Origin of the sequence: Gemmata sp. (assembly GCF_051859125.1) — a bacterium.
Lineage (GTDB): Bacteria > Planctomycetota > Planctomycetia > Gemmatales > Gemmataceae > Gemmata.
Genome location: NZ_JBHYGG010000286.1, coordinates 1 through 21,201, shown reverse-complemented (window position 1 = coordinate 21,201; position 21,201 = coordinate 1). Strand labels below are relative to the sequence as shown.

Genomic DNA, 21,201 nt, shown 5'->3' with positions numbered 1-21,201 from the left:
CCCGCTACCCCATGACGTCGGCAACAGCGACGGTCCCGACGGTGGCGCCGTCGAGGACCACGGGCACGCTCGCCCCGACCGGGAACACGTCGCACGCCGCGTACGCCGCCGCCTCGCCCGTGCCGCCCGGCTGCGTGTACACCTCGATCACCTTGTCCGCCACGTTCACCACCCAGTAAACGGGGACGCCGGCCCCCGCGTAAATGCTGCCCTTGTCGTGGCGATCGACGAGGAGCGAACTCGCGGAAACCTCGATGAGGAGGCGGGCCTCGGCCGGCGTGGGGTGCCCGTTCGAGTAACGCCGGCGTGGTCCGGGAACGATCGCGATGTCGGGTTCGGGCTCGCTGTCGGCAAGCGTCAGCGCCTTTTGCGTCCTCGGATACCAGGGTTGCGGAAGGCAGCGAGCCAGCACCTCTTCGAGCAGGTCGAGAGTCGTGTCGTGTGGGGTACCGCGTGACATCTTGTGTACCAGGTTGCCTTCGAGGAGTTCGTAGGGCTCTCCGTCCATGAACACGCCGAGTTCGATCAACTTGTGGTACTCGGCGAGCGTGAACTTGCGGAACGCGGCCTGCGCGAGGTAGTAGCGCTTCGGCGGCGCGGCGGTCGGTACGGCGGACGGTGCGATCGTCGGGGTCATGCGGGCTCCTCCTCGTCCCTGTTGTACCACACGGGGCACCAGCGCACGAAGCCCAGCCGGTGTGCGGCTGGGCTTCGTGCGCTGGTGGTCGGGTCGGTTGGGCGTCACTCTTTCGGCTTGGCCTTCTCCAGCAGGCCGCGGGCCTTGAGCCAGTCGGCGGCGCGGTCGGGCCACGTCGCGGACGGGTGCGGCGTCTTCCGCATCCCGTACCCGTGGCCGCCGCTCGCGTACAGGTGCAGTTCGGCCGGCACGCTGTTCTTCTTCAGCGCCAGGTACAGTGCGACGCTGCCCTCGCTGGAGATGGGGTCGTCCGACGAGTGCGCGAAGAACATGGGCGGCGCGTCCTTGGTCACCTTGTACTCGGGCTTGAGCCCGCCGCCCTTGTCGCTCAGGTACGCGGGGTAGATCAGCAGCGCGAAGTTCGGCACCGGCGACTCCTTGTCGGCCGCGTCCACCTCGTCGTACACCCGCTTCTCGGCGAGCGCGGCGCACGCGGTCAGGTTGCCGCCGGCCGAGAACCCGAGCATGCCGATGCGGGTCGGGTCGATGCCGTTCTCCTTCGCGCCCTTGCGGAGCAGGCACACGGCCCGCTGCGCGTCCTGGAACGCGGCGAGGTTGTCGGGCACCTGCATGGGGCGCTTCGGCACGCGGTACTTCAGCAGCACGGCGGTGACGCCGAGCTTGCTCAGGTACTCGCACACGTCGGTCCCCTCGTGCTCGTAGGCGAGGATCGAGTACCCGCCGCCGGGCGCGACGATGATCGCGGTGCCGTTCGCCTTGTCCGCGGCCGGCGGGTAGATGGTCATCGTGGGCGTGCCCACGTCGGCGAGCCGCTTTACCTCGGCCTGGCCCTTCTTGGGCTCGACCTCGCGGCCGGGGCCCAGGTCCTTCGTCTCGCCGGGTGCCTTGTCGGGCCAGAGCTTTACGACCGTCGGCTCGGCGGCCTGTGCTGAGAGTGAGAGTGCGAGTAGGAGCGCGACTGCGGACCAAACACTGGTCATGGAGAGCCTCCGGGGTGGAGCGGGTCACTTCTCGGGGAACGGGTCGTTCTTGCCGATCGGCTTGCCCTCCCACACGGGCAGGCCGTCATCGAACGTCAGGATGCGGCCAGAACTACCCGGCAGCGGCGCGGCCGACTTCGCCGGCATCCACTTCGCGAGTTGCTTCTTGAGGTCGGCGTGCTTCGCCTCGACCGCGAGGTTGGCCCACTCGTTCGGGTCGGCGGCGACGTCGTACAGTTCCTCGCTGCCGTCGGCGTAGCGGATGTACCGCCACTGCTCGGTGCGGACCGCGTGGTTGCCGGGGTTGTGCGTCGTCCCCGCGGGCCGCTCGCGGGCCGCCTTCGAGTCCTTGAGTTGCGGAACGAGGCTCAAGCCCTCGTTCGCGGTGTTCGCCGGCAGGCCGGCGAGTTCGGCGAGCGTCGGGTAGAGGTCGAGCAACTCCGCGGGCCGGCCGCACTTCGCGCCGGCGGCGACCCCAGGACCGGCGAAGATCAGGGGCACGCGGGTGGACCGCTCCCACAGCGTGTTCTTCCCGGTGATGCCCTTCTCGCCGAGGTGCCAGCCGTGGTCGCTCCAAAGCACCACGACCGTGTTCTTGTCCTGCCCCGACGCGGCGAGCGCGTCCAGTACGCGGCCGACCTGCGCGTCGACGAAGCTGACGCTCGCGAGGTACGCCCGCACCAGCGGCTTCCACTGCTTGTTCTCATCGAGCCACTTCAGCCGCGGCTCCGGCAGCTTCCAGTGCAGGTAGCTCGCGAACCGCGGCAGGTCGTCGCGGTCGTCCGCCTTCACAGGTGGCATCGCCAGTGTGTCTTCGGGGTAAAGGTCGAACCACTTCTGCGGGGCGTAGCACGGGACGTGCGGGTGCTGGAACCCGACGGCGAAGAACCACGGCCCCTTCGGCGGGCTCTTGAGTTGGCCGACGGCCCACGTCGCGACGTCGTGGTCGAAGCACCCCTCGTCCTTCTCGGGGAACACGCCCCAGTCCATGAGTGGTGTCGGGTCCGGGGTCTGCACGAACTTCGCCTTCGGCCGCGGCACCGGGTGCGGCGGGCCGAACGCATCGACCTCCGCGGCCCGGTCCTTCGCGGGCGGGTAGCCGCCGTGGAAGATCTTCCCCACGGAGGTCGTCGCGTACCCGTTCTTCTTGAACCACTGGAACAGCGTGGCGTGGTCCTTGAATGCATCCGACGTGCGGAACCACGGCGCGAGCCCGTACACGCCGGTCGTGGTGGGCCGCAGGCCGGTCAGCACACTCGTGCGGCTCGGGTTGCACAGCGGACTCTGGCAGTGCGCGTTGGTGAACGTCGTCCCGCGGGCCGCGAGCTTGTCGAGGTTCGGCGTCTTCACCTGCGGGTGCCCGCCGAGCGGCCCGACCCAGTCGTTCAGGTCGTCGATGGCGATGAACAGGACGTTCGGCTTCTCGGCCGCCGGCGCGGGGGCCGCCGGGAGCAGCGCGGCGGCGAGGACGAGGGCGGTTCGCATGGGAGATTTCCGGCGTGAATCGCGCACGGCGGTTCCGGTAGAATGCACGCTCCGCGGGCCATTGTGCCGTACCACGCCCAACCGAACAAGCCGCCGGACGCCGAAACCGCGAGCTACCCAACCGCGAGCTACCCAACCGCGACGGACCGAACCAAGGAGTGACGCGATGGCCACCGAGACCACCCCGAGCGGCGCGCCCGTGACCGCGGACCGCTCGACCGAACTGGTGAACCGGCTCCTGAAGCTCCCCGAGGAGACCCGGCTCGACCTGGCGCACCTGCTCCTCGACAGCGTGAAGCGCGGCTTCACCTCGCTCGAAGAGGCCGAGGCCCGCGACAAGCAATTGGTCCGCTCGCGGCTCGACGAGTTGACGAGCGGGAAAGCGAAGCTGATCGATCCCGAAGACATGTTCGCCGAGATGCGGCGGCGCGCTGAGGAGGTCAGGAAAAAATGAACGTTCGCCCCCTCGCGGCCGCGGTCGAGGACGCGGCGACAATATCAGCGAACCTGGAACGGTTCCGGGCCGGCTGGAGCGATGCGTTCGAGACCGCGATGCGGCAGGCCGTCGCCGCGATCGGTGCGAACCCGCAGATGTACCCGCGGACCGAGGACGGGCCGGACGAACCCGAGACCCGCGAGTTCTTCATCGCCCGGTTCGAGCACCGGGTCGTGTACGCGATCTGGAAGGGCGAGGCCGTCATCGTTGCCGTGATCCACGCCCGCACCCGGCCCCGCTCGTGGCACGGCCGCCTCACCGATCTCGACTGAACCCACCCCAAGGACCTCCCCATGCGCCCCGCTCGCTACTTGCTCCTGTGTTCCGCGTTCGCCGCTGCCGTAACCGCCTCCCCGGGTTCACACCCCCGGATCGCCTCGGCCGAGGACAAGAAGGACGACGGCGCCCGCCCGCTGTTCAACGGCAAGGACCTCGGCGGCTGGGCGCTCGTGAACACCCACTCGGACACGTTCTTCGTGAAGGACGGCGAGATCGTCACCACCGGGAACCCGATGGGGTTCCTCCGCACCGACCGGCAGTACGAGAACTTCGTCCTCGAAATGGACTGGATGCACGTCAACAAGAAGGAGGTCGCGAACTCGGGGCTGTTCGTGTGGGGCGACCCGCTCCCGGCCGTCGGCACCGTGTACACCCGCGGCATCGAGGTGCAGGTGCTCATCAACTACCCGAAGCGCGACTGGGCCACGAACCACGGCGACCTGTTCAGCATCTGGGGCGCGAAGTGCGTGCCCGACCGGCCGCACCCGAAGGGGTACGAGCGGTGCCTGCCGAGCGAGGAGCGGGTGAAGGGCGGCGGCGAGTGGAACCACTACAAGGTCACGGCCAACGACGGCGCGATCAAGCTGGAAGTGAACGGCAAGGAGGTCTCGGGCGTCAGCAACTGCAACCCGCGGAAGGGCTACCTCGCGCTCGAGAGCGAGGGGGCCGAGTGCCACTTCAAGAACCTCACCATCAAGGAACTCCCGAGCACGAACCCGAAGCCGGAAGAGGTCGCGAAGGTCTCGGAAGGGCACGTCTCGCTGTTCAACGCGCTCGACCTGAAGGGCTGGACGACGAAAGAGGGCGCGTGGAAGGTGTCCGACGGCAAGCTCATCGCGACCGGCAAGGGCGACCTCGTGACCGAGAAGCCGGTGGGGCCGGGGCAACTGATCCTCGACTGGAGGGTGCCGGCGAAGGCCGAGAAGAACGAGTTCCACGTCGAGATCGGGGACTCGAAGGTGCGGGCCGAGCCGCGGGAGGGCGGCAAGCCCGGCGCGTGGAGCCGCGCCACGTTCGCGGTCGAGCGCGGCCCGCACCCCGTCACCTTCAAGGGCACCGAGGGGCTGGAAGTGATGAACGTGTTCTACCGCGAGACGAAGGAGGGGAAGTGATGTCGAGTGCCACGACTACGGAGACGCCCGAGACGGAACTCACCCCCGAACTGATCGAGCGGGTGATGAGGCTCTCGCCGGAGAGCCAGGCGCGGCTCCGCGAACTGCTCGGCGAGGGACCGCCGGTTCCCGAACTGGAACCGGTCGGCGACTGGGCGTACTGGAAGGCCGAGATCAAGCGCCGGATCGAGGCCGTCGAGAACGGGACGATGAAGACCTACTCGCTGCAAGAAACGATGGAGCACTTGCGGCAGGTGGCAGCCGAGGGTGAACCGAAATGAGTTTCGACATCTCGGCGGGAGCGAGGCTGGACGCGGCCAACGCAGTTCGTGCCTACAACCGGAAGCCAGGACGCTATGGCTCGGCCTTTCAGGCCGAGTTCGGCCGGGCGGCCGCTGCGGTCGCCGCTCAACCCCGGCTCTACCCACTCGTCGAGGACGGCGTACCCGGGCTCGAGATCCGCGAGTTCTTCATCAAGCGGTTCAACCAGCGGGTGATCTACCTCGTCAGCGGCGAAGATGTCCTCGTGGTTGCTGTCGTTCACGCCGACAGTCCCGAGGGTTCCTGGCACCGCAACCTGCCCCCGGGCACCTGACCTCACCCATTCAGGTTCACGAACGGCACCGGGAGCAGGAAGGCGTGCTGCTGGTACAGGCTCGAGATCCCCTGCCAGCCGATGTGCTGCGACGCGAACACGACCAGGACGTACACGCCCACCGCCGGGAGCATCAGGAGCCGGCCGGCCCAGCGGAGCGTCCAGTGCCGCGGGGCGTCGCGGCGCGCGGGACGCGAGTACGCCCACCCGCCGAGGAACCGGCCGGGGAGGATGAACGCCAGGAACACCACCCCTTCGAGGAAGATCAGGTCGCGGGGGATCGCCTCCACCTTCAGCAGGTACAGCGGCACCGCGGCGAGCAGGTGAACCACCAGGGCCAGCGCGAACGCCAGCGGCGCGCGGCGGTACTCCGCTCGCACGGGCCGCAGTTCCCTGTACGCCCGCAGGCGGTTGTCGCGGGCGAAGCGGGCCTGCAGGAACGGCAGGTACAGCACCACGACCGCCAGCAGCGCGCCGCCGAGGAGCCCCAGCGCCGGGTGCCGGTGCCCCTGGCCCAGCAGCGCCAGCGGGACCGCGAGCCACAGGAACGCGCCCACAAATCCCCGCAGCCCGAGCCAGAAGTAGTACGGCACCCGCAGCGCCGCGACGAACGCCCACAGGCGGTCGCGCGCGTCGGCGTACAGCCCCCCCCTGAGCCCGCGCTTCACGAACCACAGCGAATTGAGCGGTCGGAAGAAGTCGCGGAACCGTGCGCCGCGGAGCAGCGCACCAGCGACGTGGAGGGTGTAGAGGAACGCCAGGACGCTCAGCGCCAGTCGCCACTGCCGGGCCGCGGGGCCGAACGGGTCGATGATCGCGGCGTTCTCGGCGAAGATCGACACGCCGTAGAGCGGGAGCCACAGCAGCACGCACGCGGCCGCGACCCCCCCGAGCCGGGCGAACGTCCGCACGCCGATGAACCCGTCGCGGAGCCGGCCGCTGCGGGCCACGCGACCGCACACCTCGAGCGCGTACCCGAGGACCAGGAACTGGCCGACCGGCACCGACCCGAGGACCGCCAGCCCGAGGAACAGCGCCGCGATCCCGAACAGCCACTCGGACGCCGCCGCGACCGCCCGACGCGCGCGGCGCAGGCGGCCAAGCGCAAGCGCGGGCTCGGGTGCAAGAAGGGGTTCGTCGAGAGTGGCGGTGGCGGTGGACATGGGCGGGACCGGGGAGTGGTGTTCCCCGTCCATACCCCGGCGGGCGGCGACGGGTTTCACCCGGCGGTGGCGTGGAACTCGATGTCGCCGCTCGACAGCCGGTACACGATGCCGACGATCCGGAGCAAGCCGTCGTCCACGCACTTCTTCAGCGTCTCGCTCCGCTCCAAAATGTTGTTCACGGTGTGCTTGACGTTGCACTCGACGGCCCGGTCGAGGAGCGGCCCCTCGGCGGCGCGGGCCTCTTCGACGGCCGGCGCGATCTGCCGCAGCAGGTACCCGATCGGCCCGGGGGCGTCGTGAACGTCCAGCGCGGCCTTCACGGCCCCGCAGTTCTCGTGGCCCATCACCACGATCAGCTTGACGCCCAGGTGCTGGACCGCGTACTCCAGGCTCGCCAGCCCCGACAGGCCGATGATGTTCCCGGCGACGCGGACGACGAACATGTCGCCCTGGCCCTGGTCGAAGATCAGTTCGGGCGAGACCCGGGAGTCGGCGCACCCGAGCAGCGCCGCGAACGGGTACTGGCCCTGCGCGTGGAGCCCGCGGTCGGTGGCGGTCACGGACCGCTGCACCCGCGAGTTCTCCAGGTACCGCCAGTGCCCTTCGAGGAGGCGGTGCAGCGCCTCTTCCTTGGTGAGCCCCTGGCCGGGCTCGCGGGACCGGTCGATCGGGTCGGGCTGTGCGCTGTCGGGGGCGTCGGGCACGGCGGGCACCTGCTCGGGGGTCGGGGGCGTCGGCCCCCGGGTACTTCGGGGGTCAGTTGGGGGCGAAGGCGTCGGCGGGCGACGCGACGATCCGGAACATCTTGATGAAGCCGCTGATCTCCAGCACCTTGCGGATGCTCGGGCCGACGCCGGTGAACGCCATGTCGCCGCCGTTGGCCCGGACCTTCTTCGAGGCGACGATCAGCACCCGCATCCCGGCGCTGCTGAGGAACTCGACCGCCGACAGGTCGAGGACGAGCCGCGTGACGGTGGCGCCGATCTCGGCGAGCAGGCGGTCCTCGACGTCCGCGGAGGTTCCCTCGTCGAGCCGGCTGACCAGCGCGACCACCAGGTTGGGGCCGCTCTTCTCGCGCACGACCATTCGTTGCTCCCGCGTCGCAGGTCCGAACCACCACATCCTAGCCGCCGCCGCCGCCCGACGCCAGCAGTTGGGAGCGCGGTCACGTCCGGCCGCGGAACCAGCCGAGCGCGAACAGCGCGAGCGCCGGCGCCAGGCACCACGGGTACCGCTCCTTCGGCTGGGGGACGGCCTCGTCGCTCACCTCGCGGCCGGGGAGGGGCTCGATCTGCGAGCGGAAGAACTCGCCGAGCCGCGGCGGCCCCGTGCGGGTGCCGAGGTACTGGCCCCGCGTCTCGGCAGCGACCTGCTTCAGCGGCGCTTCCTGGAGCCGCGTCTCGAACGGCTCGTCGCCGAGCGTCATGAACGTCCCCGCCGCCGGGTCGCCGATGCCGACGGCGTGAACGGGCACCTTCGCGTCCCGCGCGGCGTCGGCCCCGCGGACCCACTCCGAGTCCGCACCCGGGTCGTCGCCGTCGGACAGCAGGACGATGTCCTGGTGGCCCGGGAACCGCTTGTCGTGCGTGCCGACCGCGGCGAGTAGCGCGGCCCCGATGCGCGTGCCCGAGAGCACCTCGACCCCGACCGGCGGGCGGATCTCGACGGGCGGGTCGTCGCCCTTGATGTCCTTCACAATGGCGCGGGCGTGGTCGTAGTCGGTGGTGAGCGGGCACAGGACCGCGGTGCGGGCGGCGAACACGACGACGCCGACCCGGTGCCCGCCGCGCCTCGCCATCGCGTCGATGAGGTCGAGTGCGGCGGCCCGTGCGGCCTGCCACCGCATCGGGGCCGAGCGGTCGTCCATGTCGTCGGCGAGCATCGTGCGGCTCAGGTCGATGACCACGACCACGTCGCGGCCGACGGCGACGCCGGTCTCGTCGCTCTTGCCCCAGAGCGGCCCCGCGACGCCGAGGATCAGCAGCGTCCACGCCAGCGAGTTCGCGAGGCCGGCCCAGCGGCCGCGGGCCGGCGGGTGCGTGAGCTGCCCGGCGACGGCGCTCGGCCGGCCGATCCGCTCGACGGCCCGCCGGCGCTGCCGCCCGGCCCAGCGGTCGAGGAGCGCGAACGCGGGGAACACCAGTACCAGCCAGAGCACGTCCGGCCGCGCGAACCGCAGCGCGGCGAGGAACTCGCGCGCGTCTTCGGCGAGCCCGGCGAGTCCCGACGTTGCGGCGAGGAATGGCATGGATGTTGGTGATTTCCGGGTTTCGAACCGCGAATTCAAGCCCTGGCCGGAGTTGTTCGTTCACCAACTCGGCGACTGAAACTCACCCACTGATTTCAGCACTTGAAGCGGCCAGACTTTCCGGAAAGGAGACAGTGGTGAGTGCCGGGCTTCGTTCGCTCGCTCTCGATGGTCAATCCTTCCGAAGAAGCCGTTTGTTCGCGAACAGGGTTTTTGCACACGAAGGCGGGCGAAGCTACAACAGCTTCGAGCAATACTCATTGAAGACGGCATCTCGAACTGCAATCTGATCGACTGATTTCCTGATCATTTCTTTATCTAAATGACGCTTGAGGACATCCATAGCCATTTCCCTGACTTCCTGCGAATCATGAGAGTCAGCCATAATCGCAACCAATGCCTTGACGGTGTCATAGGTCCGGTCTGAGAACATAATGACTTCGAGACAATCCAGCCGAAGGTTTTCGTCAGTTTTCTTAGTGGCAGCTAAGCGAAGAGTAGCCGACACAACAGCCTCTTTAACGTCGTTTGCGTCGGGAAACGCATAACGTAGGAGACGTGTGGCATGCCGCCGAGTGTCGAGGTCATACTTGTCAGACGTAACTACAGACAAGTACAACTTGGGCGAGCGGTCATCGCCGCACGTGGCTCCAATCTTGTCGAGTGTCCCGATCTTATCCCTCTGGCCGTCGAAGTTGGCAATCCAATCATCGACCTCATCCATATCAGACCACTCCCTTACGAGTTCGGATTAAACGTTCCTGTAAAATACGGGATATGTCTGCAAGCACGGTAGCAAGCAGCCTCTCTCGATTCGTTTGAAGATTGCCACCCATCATATAATTGACCGTGTCATGCTTAAGCCCCCCCCCAACCGGCTCGGTGTGCCATATCGGAAATGATGTCCGCTTTCCGCGGGAAAGTCGGTTGTGGAATTGCGCCCACCAGGCACCGCGTTCGCGAGTTGCGCATTCACTCGATCCACAGGTCGTGGCAGGCTTGCTCGTAGGTCGCTTCCAGGTCGAGCGTGACGGCTAGATCGGCGCGGAGCCACAACGGTAAGCTCGGCAACGGTTGCCCCACAGTCATCACACGCGACCAGGTTTCCAGGCGCGACTTGTCCCCGCGTGGTCCCCACCGGCACGAGGCCGCGTAGGTCGCGGGCGGGTTCTCACTCATCGGGTCTTTACGGCCGTGACCAATAAATGCCATCAACTCCGTGTACAGGTTGAACTGCCGGTTGGTCACGAGATCGACGACGCAGACTGATACGCCTTGCCGCAAGAGTGCCGCGCACTTGGCCACGAAACTGTTCCGCTTCTCGGGACGGTCCTTGTTCGCCGGACTGACAATCTCGATCGCGGCCACGAGTGTCTGCTCACGTTCCGCGTCGTAGACGTGGACGGCGTACTCGTACTCCTCGTCGGGTTCAACTTCGATCGCGACACTCGGTTCGCTCGCGTCCCACTGTACGGTTGTCGCGCCGTTGCTTCCGTGCCAGGAGTTCCCGCGGGGTGAAGCCTGGGCCTCATCTGGCTCGTAGGTCGCGACATCGATCTCGTAGAACGAGCCGAGGCGAACGCTTGGGCTCGCGATAAATCCTGGCGGCAGCGTTTTCCGGAGTTGCTGAACGATCACCATCGGCCAACCGCCGTGGAGTCCTTCCCACGAGGCTCGTTTGCTCACGGGCGGTCGGAAGTGGTCGCGCAGGGGCATAGGTGTCCTCCTGGGGCAATTGTACCACGACCCGTGCGAAGGATTCCGTGTCGCGCGGCTCACACGGGGAAGGTGCGCCACCGGGTGCGGTCGAGCACGCGGGTCAGCGCCAGGAGGGCGGCGGCGGCGGCGGCGCACCACCCGTACAGCTCGAAGTACCGGCGGTACTGGAACGTCTCGACCGGCACCCGCTCGGCCGCGTCGATCTCGCGGTACGCCGCGAGCATGTCGGAACCCTTGGTCGCGACGAACGCCCGCGCCCCGGTCATCTCGGCGACGGCCCGCAGCGTCGCGCGGCCCTGGCGGCGCTCGTCGTCGGCCGGCGCGGCCGGGTCGGGCTCCGGGCCGGCGTCGATGGTGTACACCTTGTACCCGAGGTTGGCCGCGAGTTGCGCCGCCTGCCGCGGCCACAGCCCCGCGTCCGGCCCCTCCTTCGACTGGACGTGCTGGCCGTCGCTGAGCAGCACCACCACCTTCGTCCGCGTGCCGGGCGTCGCTTCGAGCCGGACCAGCGCCTCGGCGATCGCGTCGCCCACGTTCGTCCCCGCGTCCACCCCGCCCTTCACGGCGAGCCCGTCGGCGATTTTCAGCAGCACCGAGTGGTTGAGCGTGAGCGGGCACACGGTCTGCGGGACCGAGGCGAGCGCGACGAGGCCGATCTGGTCGGCGGCCCGCGGCTCGAACGTCGTGCCGTCCGGGGCCGCGCCGCCGGCGACGAACAGCTTGAACGCGCGGCGGGCGGCGTCGAGCCGCGTGACCTCCGGCTCGCCCGGCGCCCACGCCACCTTCCCGCCCATCGTGTCGCTGACGTCCAGCACCATCATCACGGCGATGGCCTCGGCCGGGAGCCGGGTCCGCTCGTCGGGCACCCGCGGCCCGGCGCACGCCAGCACCAGCGCGAGGCACGCCAGCCCCCGCATCGCCGCGCCGCCCCACCGCGCGCGGAACGCCCGGCCGCCGCGGGGGCCGGCGAACAGCGTTGCGTCGCTGAACCGGAGCGCGGGCGCTGTTCGTCGCGCCCACGACGAAGCGACGAGCAGCGCCAGCGGGCTCAGCCAGAGGAACCACGGGTGTGCGAACGACAGCGCGGGCATCCCGTCAGTGTAGCGGACCGGCGGCCGGTTCTCATTGATTCGGCGCGGTCGCGCCACCCCTCGCCGAGGAACTCCGATTTCGCCAAATCATCATAATTCTTGCGGACAAATTTGCATCAGATCGACATTTGCGGGCGTGCAACACGTTTGGTGGAAGTGAATTACGACGGGCGGACTGCTCGGCGGCGGCGCGGGTCCTCAAGGGCCAAAAGTCCGGACGAACTGACCCGTCGGGCGACCGTCAGGGCGGGTCCCAGCCCCCGGGGGTCCACGGGTTGCACCGGCAGATCCGCCACGCGCCCTTCGCACAGCCGAACACCGGCCCGTGCTTCTTCACGGACAGGATGAAGTACTCGCTGCACCCCGGCTGGAACCGGCACATCGGCGGGAGCAGCGGCCGCAGGAACCGCTGGTACCCGCGGACACACAGCACCATCAGGCCGCCCAGGGCGAGGGCCGGGCCGCGCCAGAGCCAGCGGATCGCGTTCACGGCGCGCCCTCCGGGCGGGGCTCGGCGGGCCGGGGGCCGAGCTTCCGGGCCGCCTGGCGCGCGACCCGCACCAGCGACGCGGTGACCGCGGCCTGGGTCGGCTCGGGGCCGGGCCGCGGGATCATGATGAAGTCGGTGCCCGGCGGCAGGTCGTGCTGCGACCGCCGGAACGCCTCGCGGAACAGCCGCTTGTACCGCCCGCGGACCACCGCGTTGCCCACCTTCTTCGACACCGAGCACCCGAGCCGCGGGTGCGGCAACTCGTTCTCGCACGCGTACACGATCAGCACGTCGTCCGACGCGGACCGCTTCCGCTTGTAGCACCGGTCGAACTCGGCCGGGGTCTTCAGCCGGTGGGTCTGCGGGAACGTCAGGGGCTTCGGCGGGGCGGTCATCGGTCGGGCCTCAACTCGGGCAGGTGGCCGGGCGAACCCTGAGCGCCAGCGAGGGGGTGCGCGATTTGACGGCGGCACTCGTTCGGCGGCAGCAACAGCACCAGGGATCGTGGCGAGCCGGGAGCGTCAGCGACCGGAGTTCCTGGTCAGCGCCCACCTCCGGTCGCTGACGCTCCCGGCTCGCCGGGCACCCGGGTTTCTCGACCGCCGGCCGGTCCGGGCAACCACGAGCCCACCCCCTCGCTGGCGCTCAGGGTTCGCCCCAATGCGGGCGTCTCATCCCGAATCGCATGGATTCGTTTTTTAGTTGGTGGGGCAGGCATTCTTGCCTGCCTTCAGACGCCTTCGGAGGCAGGCACGAATGCCTGCCCCACCAGGAGCAACTGATCCACGCGATTCGGTATCACTCCTCCAGACGGACACGTCAGGCCCACGCGACGTTCGCCCGGGGGGTCTGCGGGTTGAGGTTCGCGAACTCCTCGATGAGCTTGCGGCTCGCCTCGTCGACCTCGCCGGGCGGGACGAGCACCTTGAACACGAGGTACTGGTCGCCGCCGTTGATCCCCTTGCCGCGGAGCCGGAGCCGGGTGCCGCCGGACGTCCCCGGGCGGACCTTCACCTCCAGCCGCTCGCCGGCGATCGTCGGCACCTCGACCTTCCCGCCGAGCACCGCCTCCGCGACGCTGACCGGCACGTCGAGCAGGACGTCGTTGCCGTCGCGGCGGAAGTACGCGTGCGGGGCGACCTTCACCCGCAGCAGCACGTCCTGCGGGCGGGTGTCGTCCCCCTTCACGCGGAGCTTCTTGCCGTCCTCGATCCCCGCGGGCACCCGCACCTCGATCTGGTCGTCGCCGACCTGGATGGCGACGGTCCCGCCGGTCGCCGCGACGAGGAACGGGACGGTGATGTCGGCCTCGATCGGCTCGACCGGCTGCCGCCGGGCCCGGGGCCGCGCCCGCCGCCGGCCCCCGCCGAACAGGTCGCCGAGGTCCGGCCCGTCCCCGCCCGCGCCCCCGCCGCCGACGAACCGCTTGAACAGCTCCTCGGCCATCTCGGGGTCGATGTTCGGGCCGCCCCCGCCCCCGAACCCCCCGCCGCCGGGGAACCCGCCACCGCCGCCCGGGAAGCCGGCGTGCGGCGGGCCGGCGAACCCGAACTGGTCGAAGTTCGCCTTCTTGGCGGCGTCGCCGAGGACCGCGTAGGCGTCCTGCACTTCCTTGTACGCAGAGTCCGCGGCCTTGTCGCCCGGGTTGCGGTCCGGGTGGTGCTTCTTGGACAGCTTGCGGTACGCCTTCTGGATCTCGTCCGCGGACGCGGACTTGGAGACGCCGAGGACTTCGTAGGGATCGCGGGGCATGGTGGTGGTTGTCATGGCGTAACGGGGAACCGTGGACCGGGTCATTGTACCGCGGGGCGCGCGCCGGCACCGCTGGCGTTTAGATTCGGCGACGGGTACAACGGATTCGCGGGTTCCGGGGCGTCCGAACCTGCGGCGGGGCGCGGGTGTCCGAGCGCACAGGCAACCCTCACCCCGGAGGCGCACATGGGCGACGAAGACGGGTTCCTCCAGAAGCTCCGCGACAACCCCGCCGACGACACGACGCGCCTCGTGTACGCCGACTGGCTCGACGAACGCGGCGACGCTGTGAGCGGCGCGAAGGCCGAGTTCCTTCGGCTCACTGTGCGGTTGCTGGAGCCCAACCGGAGTGCCGGTTGGCGCAAGGGACGGCGTCAGGATCTTCAACCGCTCGCCGCGGCGCTCCCGACCGAGTGGCTCGCGGTGGTGAGTCGGCTGAAAATCGAGAACTGTGCCGGGAAGCGAGCCGAGGCTCGAAACGAGCGACGCCTCCGCCAGTTGTTTGAGTTCGTGTGCGAAAAGCGGTGGGACGAGTTGACGGCGACAGACGACGACGCGGTTCGGTTCTGTGGGCAGTGCAAGGAGACGGTCCACTACTGCGACACGATCGCGGACGCTCGACAGAGCGCCGAACTCGGGCGCTGCATCGCCGTGGACCTCGGCGTCATCCGTCGCCACGACGACCTGAGCCCGCGCCGGTACTGGGCGGGTCGACCGAGTGCTGAAATGCTTCGGAAAGAAGAGGAGCGTTGCCAGATCGATGCCGTGTCACAGGCGCGTGAGGAAGCGAAGCGGAAGCAGCGGGGCGACGCGGCACCTCAGCAGCGGGGCGACGCGGCACCTCCGGTGTCTTGAGCCCCGGAGGGGCGGCGGATGGTAGCCAGGGGTGCGGCCCGCTTCGGGCAAACCCCTGGTCCCCGGCGCAGTGCGGATCGCCCCCGGACCAGGGGTTACGGTCGTCGGGCTCGCTCCACCAATGGCTACCATCCGCCGCCCCTCCGGGGCTCGAACCGGGGTATCACACCAGCCCTTCGGCCGCGACTGCTTCGACCGACGCCTCGAACGCGCTCACGGTCGCGCGCACAACCTCGGGCGTGTGCGCGCAGCTCGTCATCCCGGCCAGGCCCCACCAGTCGACGCCGTTCAGCAGCATCGCCTGGCGGAGGGCGAACACCAGCTTCATGTCCTTGGGGCCGTCGAGGGCGTTCACGTCGCCCCCGAGCGGCACGAAGCCGTCGGTGTCGCCGGTCGCCGGCCGCGGGCGCTCGCCGGTGTAGTTCGGCACGACCCGCACCATCGAGAAGTCGCCGTAGGCGACCCACGGCCAGTTCCGCGCTTCGAACAGTGCGTTGAGTTCGTTCCGCAGCGTGCAGCCGGCCTCGTTCGCGAGGCGGCACGGCTCGCCCGTTGCGATGCGCTTCAGCGTCGCGACGCCGGCGGCCGCCGAGAGCGGGTTCGCGTTGTACGTCCCGGGGTGCTTCATCTTCGGCTTGCCCGGCCGCGGTTCGATGTACGCCAGCACGTCGGCCCGGCCCGCACAGCACCCGCCCGGCAGCCCGCCCGCGAGGATCTTCGCCAGCGTCGTGAGGTCGGGGGTCACGCCGTAGTGCGATTGCGCGCCGCCGGGCGCCACGCGGAACCCCGAGATCACCTCGTCGAAGATCAAGAGCTTGTCGTACCTGGTGCAGAGGTCGCGGAGCCCACTCAGGAACGCGCCGCGGATCGGCACGGCACCCCAGTGCCCGCCGGTCGGTTCGAGGATCACCGCCCCGATCTGCGCGTCGGCCTTCAGTGCGGCCTCGACCGCGTTCAGGTCGTTCGGCGGCACCGCGACGCACTGGCCCGACACGGCGTCGGGCACGCCGGGCACCGTGGTGGCGTCGTAGGGCGGGTCGGCGGAGACGGTGACGTAGTCGTGCCACCCGTGGAAGTGGCCCTGGAACCGGAGGAACTTCGGCTTGCCGGTGAACAGCCGCGCCAGCCGCAGCGCCATCAGCGTGGCCTCGGTGCCGCTGCCGGTGAACCGCACCCGCTCGGCGCTCGGGACGAGCTTCTGGACGAGCTGGCCCCACTCGATTTCGAGGTCGTGGCACGCGCCGGGGTGGGTCCCCTTCCCCATCTGCTCCTGCACGGCCCGCACCACGTCGTCGGGGCAGTGGCCGAGGATGTGCGAGCCGTGGCCGACGAAGTAGTCGACGAGCGTGTGGCCGTCCACGTCCCACTTGTACGCGCCCTTCGAGTGGGTGACGTAGACCGGGAACGGGTCCATCATCCGCGTGTCGTGCGTGACGCCGGTGGGGAACACCTGCTTCGCCCGCTCGAACCGCGCCTTCGATCCGGGGAACTCGGCGGTGTAGCGCTCGGCGAGCGGGCGCGTCGCGGCGGCGGTCGCGGGCATGGCGGAACTCCTGGAAGGGGAGCCGTTAGTTTAGCACCAGAGGACGGAACCCCAGAGGACAGAGGGACGGAAGCGAAGAGGCCACGCGGTCTTCATCTGTCCTCTGTCTACTGGGGTTCCGTCCTCTCGCCGTCACGACCGGGCGGGCGGGAGGAACGGTGCGGCCCACGCCGCGTCGTCGGGGGCGAGCCGCGGCTCGGGCGGGCCGCCGTAGACGTAGTTCGCGTACCGCCCCTCGTCGTAGACGCGATCGACGACGGCCTTGAGGTCGAGCGTCGCGTCGGGATCGGGCGCTCGCAGCGGGACCGGGAGCACCGGGAGCGGGTCGCGAACCCGCCACGGCCACACGCCGGCCTCGGGCCGCTCCTCGACGCGGCTCACGATCGCGCAGTAGTCGCACGTCGGCAGCTCGCTCGGCGGCATCCGCGGGCCGCCGCGGAGCAGGTCGATCTCGATGAAGTGCGCCCGGGAGCGGAGGATCTCCTCGCGGATCGCCATGTAGCGTTCCCGGTGGGCACCGGGGTACTTGTTCACCGGACTCAGGAACTCGATGAGCGTCACCGTCTGTTCCGTCTCCAGGTCGCGGATCAGCACGTGGGGGCACTTCTCGACGTCTGGAACGTCCAGGTGTCGCCGCTCTGGCGGCGGCTCGGTGACGTACTTCCGTGTCCCGACCTGCACGATGTAGTGCTCGGGAAGCTGCGCCGCGAGCTGTGCGTTGGCTGCGCAGATGAACGAGAGCCGAAAGGTGGACCAGACCGATTCGCGTTCCAGGTACGGGTTCATTCCCGGGAATGGTGACGGCATTGCTGGCCCTCCGTGGTGTGATTGTACCACCGGGGCGGGCGCGCTGGGTGATCGGACGTGCGGGGCTGGGGGCGGTGCGAGGTGACAGAGTCGGCGGGCCGAAAAATACAACTACCCAGGCGGTTGGCAGCCTCTCCCCTCTGCCAACGCACCTGGGTAGTCGAAGTAGCAGAGCTGATCCGAGTCACCTTCTGAGTGGCCTCTCCCCTCCACTCAGTCGGTCAGTTCGTTTCAGTCTCGCCGACCGAGTAATAGCAGCCCCGGTGCCAACGGCCCCGAAAAATCTCATCCCCGCGGCGCGGCCTGACGAAAACACTTACGATGCAAGCGGTTCACGCACCGCAACGCGGCCCTTGGTTCCGAGCGATCGTGGACTTCCACGGGCCGCCGGTTGCTGACGTCGCGGGCACCCGAACCGGGCCGCTGCCGCGCCTCGCGACACCGGGATACGAGTGCGGTCCGCGTTGACGTTCCCCGCCCCGTCGCCATACCATCCTGCTACGGGCATCGCAGGGTTCCGCCCCGGAGTCGCCATGGCCACGGACATTCGCCTCAAGGAAGAGCTGCCGACCGTCACCGACCTGCTCGTCGAGACGTACACCGAGTGCAGCCGGCTCAACCACCTCGGGCACGAGCCGCTGCCGAGCCGCGACGCCGTCGCCGAGATCGTCGCCGACCTCTACGAGGTGCTCTACCCCGGGTACGGCAAGCGGCAGAACCTCCACATCGGCAACATCGCGTACTACGTCGGGAACATCATCGACGCGCTGCACGACAAGCTCACCAACCAGATCGCCCGCGCGCTGCGGCACGAGCTGTGCGAGGAGTCCCCGCACGTCGACTGCGAGAAGATGGCCCAGCCCAAGGCGGTCGAGCTGCTCCGCCGGCTGCCGAACATCCGCAAGGTGCTCGAGCAGGACGTGGACGCGGCGTTCCGCGGCGACCCGGCCGCCCGCACGCACCACGAGGTCATCTTCAGCTACCCCGGCCTGGAGGCGATCACCGTCTTCCGCGTCGCCCACGAGCTCTACGCCCTCGGGGTGCCGTTCATCCCGCGGATGATGACCGAGTTCGCGCACTCGAAGACGGGCATCGACATCCACCCCGGCGCGACGATCGGCCCGGGGTTCTTCATCGACCACGGCACCGGCGTCGTGATCGGCGAGACGACCGACATCGGCGTGGGGGTGAAGATCTACCAGGGCGTGACGCTCGGCGCGCTGAGCTTCACGAAGGACGACGACGGCGAGCTGCTCAAGGGCAGCTACAAGCGGCACCCGACGCTGAGGGACGGCGTGGTGGTGTACGCCAACGCGACGATCCTCGGCGGCAACACGGTGGTCGGCGAGCGGGCCGTGATCGGCTCGAACGTGTGGCTCACCGAGAGCGTCCCGCCGGACACGACGGTCGTCCTGGAGAAGCCCCGGCTCCGGCTCCGGGGCTCGAAGCTCGGCCACGAGCCGCTCACCTACGAGATCTGACCGCCGTTTCGTTTGTTGCGTCTGTTTCGACGGCTGCGTATAATTCGGGCGGAGGTTCCCGCCATGCTCCCGCAATTGAACCGGTTCGCGCCCACAGCCCCGACCGATGCCGAGGTGGCGGTCGCGAAGGAGTCTACTCGCCGGCTAAGCGAGCGGGCGCACGCGAAGGGGCTCCGACTCGTGACCGACGGAAGCGGTGGGGACATCCCCCTGCCGCCGGTCGCCGCCCGGCTCGTCCGCGAACTCCTCGCCGCGCTCGCCGAGGGTCAGGCGGTCGTCGTGCTCCCGCTCCACGCCGAACTCACCACGCAGGAGGCCGCGGACCTCCTGGGCGTGTCGCGCCCGCACCTCGTCGGGTTGCTCGACGCGGGCCGGCTCCCCCACCGCAAGGTCGGGCGGCACCGCCGCGTGCGGGCCGGGGACGTTCTGGCGTACCAGCGGGCGGAACACGCGGCCCGGCAGCGGACCCTGGACCAACTCGCGGCCGACGCGCAGGAACTCGACATGGGGTACTGACGTGCCCGCGTTCACCGCACTGTTCGACGCGAACGTCCTGTACCCCGCGCCGCTCCGCGACTGCGTGATGCGCCTGGCCCTGACCGGACTGTTCCGGGCGAGGTGGTCGAACGACATTCACGAGGAGTGGATCCGGAACGTGCTCGCGAACCGGTCCGACCTGACCCGGGAGCGGCTCGAACGAACCCGCGACCTGATGAACGCGCACGCCGGCGACTGCCTCGTTACCGGGTACGAGGCGCTGGTCCCATCACTCGCCCTGCCGGACGAGGGCGACCGCCACGTCCTCGCGGCCGCGATCGCCGGTCGCGCCGACGTGATCGTGACGTTCAACTTGAAGGACTTCCCCGACGACGCCCTTCGACCGTTCGGCGTCTCCGTCCAACACCCCGACGAGTTCGTCTGCGACCTGATCGACCTCGATTCGGGAGCGGTCGCGGCGGCGGTTCGGGCGCAACGGGCGAGCCTGAAGAATCCGCCGCGCTCGGCCGCGGACTTGCTCCAAACATTGCGTGATAACGGTCTGGTGCGGACCGTGGACCGACTCACCCGACACCTGGACGAACTGTGACCGAACCCGACGCGGCCCGGCTCGACGACTACCGGTTCCAGATGGGCCGGGACGCGGGGAACCTCGCGCTCGTGCTCGACTCGCTCACCGACGCGATGGTCGCGCTCAACCAGCACCTGGTCTACTACCGCCTCGGGCCGGGCGACCGCACCACGCCCCCGCCCGACCTCGCGCCGCTCCTCGGCGTGCTCGCCGACGCCAAGGGGCTCGTTCAGGAGTCGCTGCTGCGGCTGAAGGGGTCGGGCGAGTGAGGTGAATCGTTATGCGGCCCGGATTGCAACTCGTACCAAGACGAAAGCATGAAAGATAAGGGTACTAAACACGCACCAAAGCCCGACCCACCACCGCCAATCCGAGTAGCCACGCGAAACCAACCATCCAAACAAGCCGAAGGGGACACCAAAGCAGGGAAACCAAGCCAACATCGCCGCAAAAATGAGGAGAAGATCGCTTCCAAACCCTGGTGGCTTCTCGGGGGAATGAGATGCTACAGGTGGTGGAAGACGGTCTTCTTGAGAGCTCTCCACTGCCTCCGGCGAATGACCGGGGGCGTAGCTCCGGTTCATCAACCTCAACCCCCAGGGGAACACCAGTACCAGCCAGAAGAGATTTGCAGGAAAAAAATTGAGAGCCGCGCGTTGAACGATCAACGCCCGCATACACCCGGGACAAGCGCGGTAATGCGCTTCTTGCCACATTGCTCCGGCACCAAAAAAAACGATTAGATCGACGTATTTATACTGCTTCAGACTGTTCGTCATGTCGTCGCAGACAGGACACGGCAAAACATCGCCCTCGGGGAAACCGTCGTTGTCGTGATAGCGGTCCCACTGATTGGGCATCACATCACCATGCGGCGCTTGACGGTGCGGGCGGCGTTACAAGCCGCACAGATCCCCCGGATCACCAGCGTGTGCGCCGTGCCGCGGAACTGGTGGGCGGCGGTCACGTCCCGCAGCACCGCGTCGATCTGCTCGCTCTGGAACTCGATCATCGTGCCGCACTGCTCGCACACCAGGTGGTCGTGCGCCGGGTAGCCGTAGTCGTGGTCGTACACCGTCCCCGTGGGCAACTCGATCCGCCGCAGCAGGCCGGCGTCCACGAGCTTCAGCAGGGTGCGGTACGTGGTCGCGCGGCTCACCTTCTTGCCGGCCTTCTTCAACTCGTCGATGAGCTGCTCGGCCTCGAAGTGCGAGTGCTTGGCGAACACGTGCTCGACGAGTTCGCGCTGCTGCTCGGTGAACCGCTGCGGCTTGGGCCGGCTCGCGAGGTACTCCCGGAACTTGCTCTCCGGGGTCTGCGAGACCGGGACGGAGGCCAGGGACACGGCGCAACCCTCCGGGCGGAACTGACGGGC

The 21,201-nt window shown here is 68.9% G+C and carries 26 protein-coding genes; 10 read left to right on the top strand and 16 right to left on the bottom strand.

The window, feature by feature from the left end; all coding sequences use genetic code 11:
* Positions 1–4 precede the first annotated feature (4 nt).
* The 3 genes from ACTIGN_RS29705 to ACTIGN_RS29695 all read right to left on the bottom strand — a co-directional run bounded on the left by ACTIGN_RS29705 (position 5) and on the right by ACTIGN_RS29695 (position 3,123).
* A complete protein-coding gene (locus ACTIGN_RS29705) occupies positions 5–637 on the bottom strand; it encodes a Uma2 family endonuclease (protein ID WP_439630748.1) in 633 nt (210 codons plus the stop codon).
* 104 nt (positions 638–741) lie between these two features.
* The gene (locus ACTIGN_RS29700; RefSeq protein WP_439630746.1) at positions 742–1,638 is read right to left on the bottom strand and encodes an alpha/beta hydrolase; all 897 of its coding nucleotides are present in this window, start codon (positions 1,636–1,638) and stop codon (positions 742–744) included.
* A 24-nt stretch (positions 1,639–1,662) separates the two neighbouring features.
* A complete protein-coding gene (locus ACTIGN_RS29695; protein WP_439630744.1) occupies positions 1,663–3,123 on the bottom strand; it encodes a sulfatase in 1,461 nt (486 codons plus the stop codon).
* A 166-nt stretch (positions 3,124–3,289) separates the two neighbouring features.
* Between ACTIGN_RS29695 and ACTIGN_RS29690 the strand changes: the two genes are divergently transcribed.
* The 5 genes from ACTIGN_RS29690 to ACTIGN_RS29670 are packed head-to-tail and all read left to right on the top strand — an operon-like array spanning position 3,290 to position 5,605.
* Positions 3,290–3,577: an addiction module protein gene (locus ACTIGN_RS29690; RefSeq protein WP_439630743.1), complete on the top strand. Its 288-nt coding sequence runs from the start codon at positions 3,290–3,292 to the stop codon at positions 3,575–3,577.
* Positions 3,574–3,891 carry a type II toxin-antitoxin system RelE/ParE family toxin gene (locus ACTIGN_RS29685; RefSeq protein WP_439630741.1) on the top strand — a complete coding sequence of 106 codons (318 nt, stop codon included), beginning with the start codon at positions 3,574–3,576 and terminating at the stop codon, positions 3,889–3,891. The genes ACTIGN_RS29690 and ACTIGN_RS29685 overlap by 4 nt, the downstream gene beginning before the upstream one ends.
* A gap of 21 nt (positions 3,892–3,912) precedes the next feature.
* Positions 3,913–5,010: a family 16 glycoside hydrolase gene (locus tag ACTIGN_RS29680; RefSeq protein ID WP_439630739.1), complete on the top strand. Its 1,098-nt coding sequence runs from the start codon at positions 3,913–3,915 to the stop codon at positions 5,008–5,010.
* Positions 5,010–5,291: an addiction module protein gene (locus ACTIGN_RS29675; protein WP_439630737.1), complete on the top strand. Its 282-nt coding sequence runs from the start codon at positions 5,010–5,012 to the stop codon at positions 5,289–5,291. Before ACTIGN_RS29680 ends, ACTIGN_RS29675 begins: the two co-directional genes overlap by 1 nt.
* Positions 5,288–5,605, top strand: coding sequence for a hypothetical protein (locus tag ACTIGN_RS29670; protein ID WP_439630735.1), 318 nt, complete (start codon positions 5,288–5,290; stop codon positions 5,603–5,605). Before ACTIGN_RS29675 ends, ACTIGN_RS29670 begins: the two co-directional genes overlap by 4 nt.
* Positions 5,606–5,607: 2 nt before the next feature.
* On the opposite strand, the gene ACTIGN_RS29665 is transcribed toward ACTIGN_RS29670, so the two are convergent.
* The 10 genes from ACTIGN_RS29665 to ACTIGN_RS29620 all read right to left on the bottom strand — a co-directional run bounded on the left by ACTIGN_RS29665 (position 5,608) and on the right by ACTIGN_RS29620 (position 14,071).
* Positions 5,608–6,768: a hypothetical protein gene (locus ACTIGN_RS29665; protein ID WP_439630733.1), complete on the bottom strand. Its 1,161-nt coding sequence runs from the start codon at positions 6,766–6,768 to the stop codon at positions 5,608–5,610.
* Positions 6,769–6,824: 56 nt separating this feature from the next.
* The gene (locus tag ACTIGN_RS29660) at positions 6,825–7,475 is read right to left on the bottom strand and encodes a carbonic anhydrase (protein WP_439630731.1); all 651 of its coding nucleotides are present in this window, start codon (positions 7,473–7,475) and stop codon (positions 6,825–6,827) included.
* 52 nt (positions 7,476–7,527) lie between these two features.
* Positions 7,528–7,857, bottom strand: a complete 330-nt coding sequence (locus ACTIGN_RS29655) for an STAS domain-containing protein (protein WP_439630729.1) — start codon at positions 7,855–7,857, stop codon at positions 7,528–7,530.
* Positions 7,858–7,936: 79 nt separating this feature from the next.
* Positions 7,937–9,019, bottom strand: a complete 1,083-nt coding sequence (locus tag ACTIGN_RS29650) for a VWA domain-containing protein (RefSeq protein WP_439630727.1) — start codon at positions 9,017–9,019, stop codon at positions 7,937–7,939.
* A 235-nt stretch (positions 9,020–9,254) separates the two neighbouring features.
* Positions 9,255–9,743, bottom strand: coding sequence for a hypothetical protein (locus ACTIGN_RS29645; protein WP_439630725.1), 489 nt, complete (start codon positions 9,741–9,743; stop codon positions 9,255–9,257).
* Positions 9,744–9,991: 248 nt separating this feature from the next.
* Positions 9,992–10,735, bottom strand: coding sequence for a DUF4058 family protein (locus ACTIGN_RS29640; protein WP_439630723.1), 744 nt, complete (start codon positions 10,733–10,735; stop codon positions 9,992–9,994).
* Between the two features lie 59 nt (positions 10,736–10,794).
* On the bottom strand, positions 10,795–11,829 hold the full coding sequence (locus ACTIGN_RS29635) for a vWA domain-containing protein (RefSeq protein WP_439630721.1): 1,035 nt from the start codon (positions 11,827–11,829) through the stop codon (positions 10,795–10,797).
* 241 nt (positions 11,830–12,070) lie between these two features.
* Entirely contained in the window at positions 12,071–12,319 is a 249-nt protein-coding gene (yidD, locus tag ACTIGN_RS29630; protein WP_439630719.1) for a membrane protein insertion efficiency factor YidD, read from the bottom strand.
* Positions 12,316–12,714 carry a ribonuclease P protein component gene (gene rnpA / locus ACTIGN_RS29625; protein WP_439630717.1) on the bottom strand — a complete coding sequence of 133 codons (399 nt, stop codon included), beginning with the start codon at positions 12,712–12,714 and terminating at the stop codon, positions 12,316–12,318. Before rnpA ends, yidD begins: the two co-directional genes overlap by 4 nt.
* A 424-nt stretch (positions 12,715–13,138) precedes the next feature.
* Entirely contained in the window at positions 13,139–14,071 is a 933-nt protein-coding gene (locus ACTIGN_RS29620; protein WP_439630715.1) for a DnaJ C-terminal domain-containing protein, read from the bottom strand.
* Between the two features lie 186 nt (positions 14,072–14,257).
* Between ACTIGN_RS29620 and ACTIGN_RS29615 the strand changes: the two genes are divergently transcribed.
* On the top strand, positions 14,258–14,926 hold the full coding sequence (locus ACTIGN_RS29615; RefSeq protein WP_439630713.1) for a TIGR02996 domain-containing protein: 669 nt from the start codon (positions 14,258–14,260) through the stop codon (positions 14,924–14,926).
* 163 nt (positions 14,927–15,089) lie between these two features.
* Here the strand turns inward: ACTIGN_RS29615 and ACTIGN_RS29610 are convergent, their stop codons facing one another.
* Entirely contained in the window at positions 15,090–16,469 is a 1,380-nt protein-coding gene (locus tag ACTIGN_RS29610; RefSeq protein ID WP_439630711.1) for an aspartate aminotransferase family protein, read from the bottom strand.
* Positions 16,470–16,601: 132 nt separating this feature from the next.
* Entirely contained in the window at positions 16,602–17,276 is a 675-nt protein-coding gene (locus tag ACTIGN_RS29605; RefSeq protein ID WP_439630709.1) for a DUF4058 family protein, read from the bottom strand.
* Between the two features lie 533 nt (positions 17,277–17,809).
* Here ACTIGN_RS29605 and epsC point away from each other — a divergent pair.
* The 4 genes from epsC (at position 17,810) to ACTIGN_RS29585 (ending at position 20,095) form a co-directional block, all read left to right on the top strand.
* On the top strand, positions 17,810–18,757 hold the full coding sequence (gene epsC, locus ACTIGN_RS29600) for a serine O-acetyltransferase EpsC (protein WP_439630707.1): 948 nt from the start codon (positions 17,810–17,812) through the stop codon (positions 18,755–18,757).
* 63 nt (positions 18,758–18,820) lie between these two features.
* Entirely contained in the window at positions 18,821–19,273 is a 453-nt protein-coding gene (locus ACTIGN_RS29595) for a helix-turn-helix domain-containing protein (protein WP_439630705.1), read from the top strand.
* 1 nt (position 19,274) lies between these two features.
* Positions 19,275–19,844 carry a PIN domain-containing protein gene (locus tag ACTIGN_RS29590; protein ID WP_439630703.1) on the top strand — a complete coding sequence of 190 codons (570 nt, stop codon included), beginning with the start codon at positions 19,275–19,277 and terminating at the stop codon, positions 19,842–19,844.
* On the top strand, positions 19,841–20,095 hold the full coding sequence (locus ACTIGN_RS29585; RefSeq protein ID WP_439630701.1) for a hypothetical protein: 255 nt from the start codon (positions 19,841–19,843) through the stop codon (positions 20,093–20,095). Before ACTIGN_RS29590 ends, ACTIGN_RS29585 begins: the two co-directional genes overlap by 4 nt.
* 590 nt (positions 20,096–20,685) lie before the next feature.
* Here the strand turns inward: ACTIGN_RS29585 and ACTIGN_RS29580 are convergent.
* Positions 20,686–21,201: Fur family transcriptional regulator (locus tag ACTIGN_RS29580; protein ID WP_439630699.1), on the bottom strand; the 516-nt coding region annotated here is incomplete at its 5' end.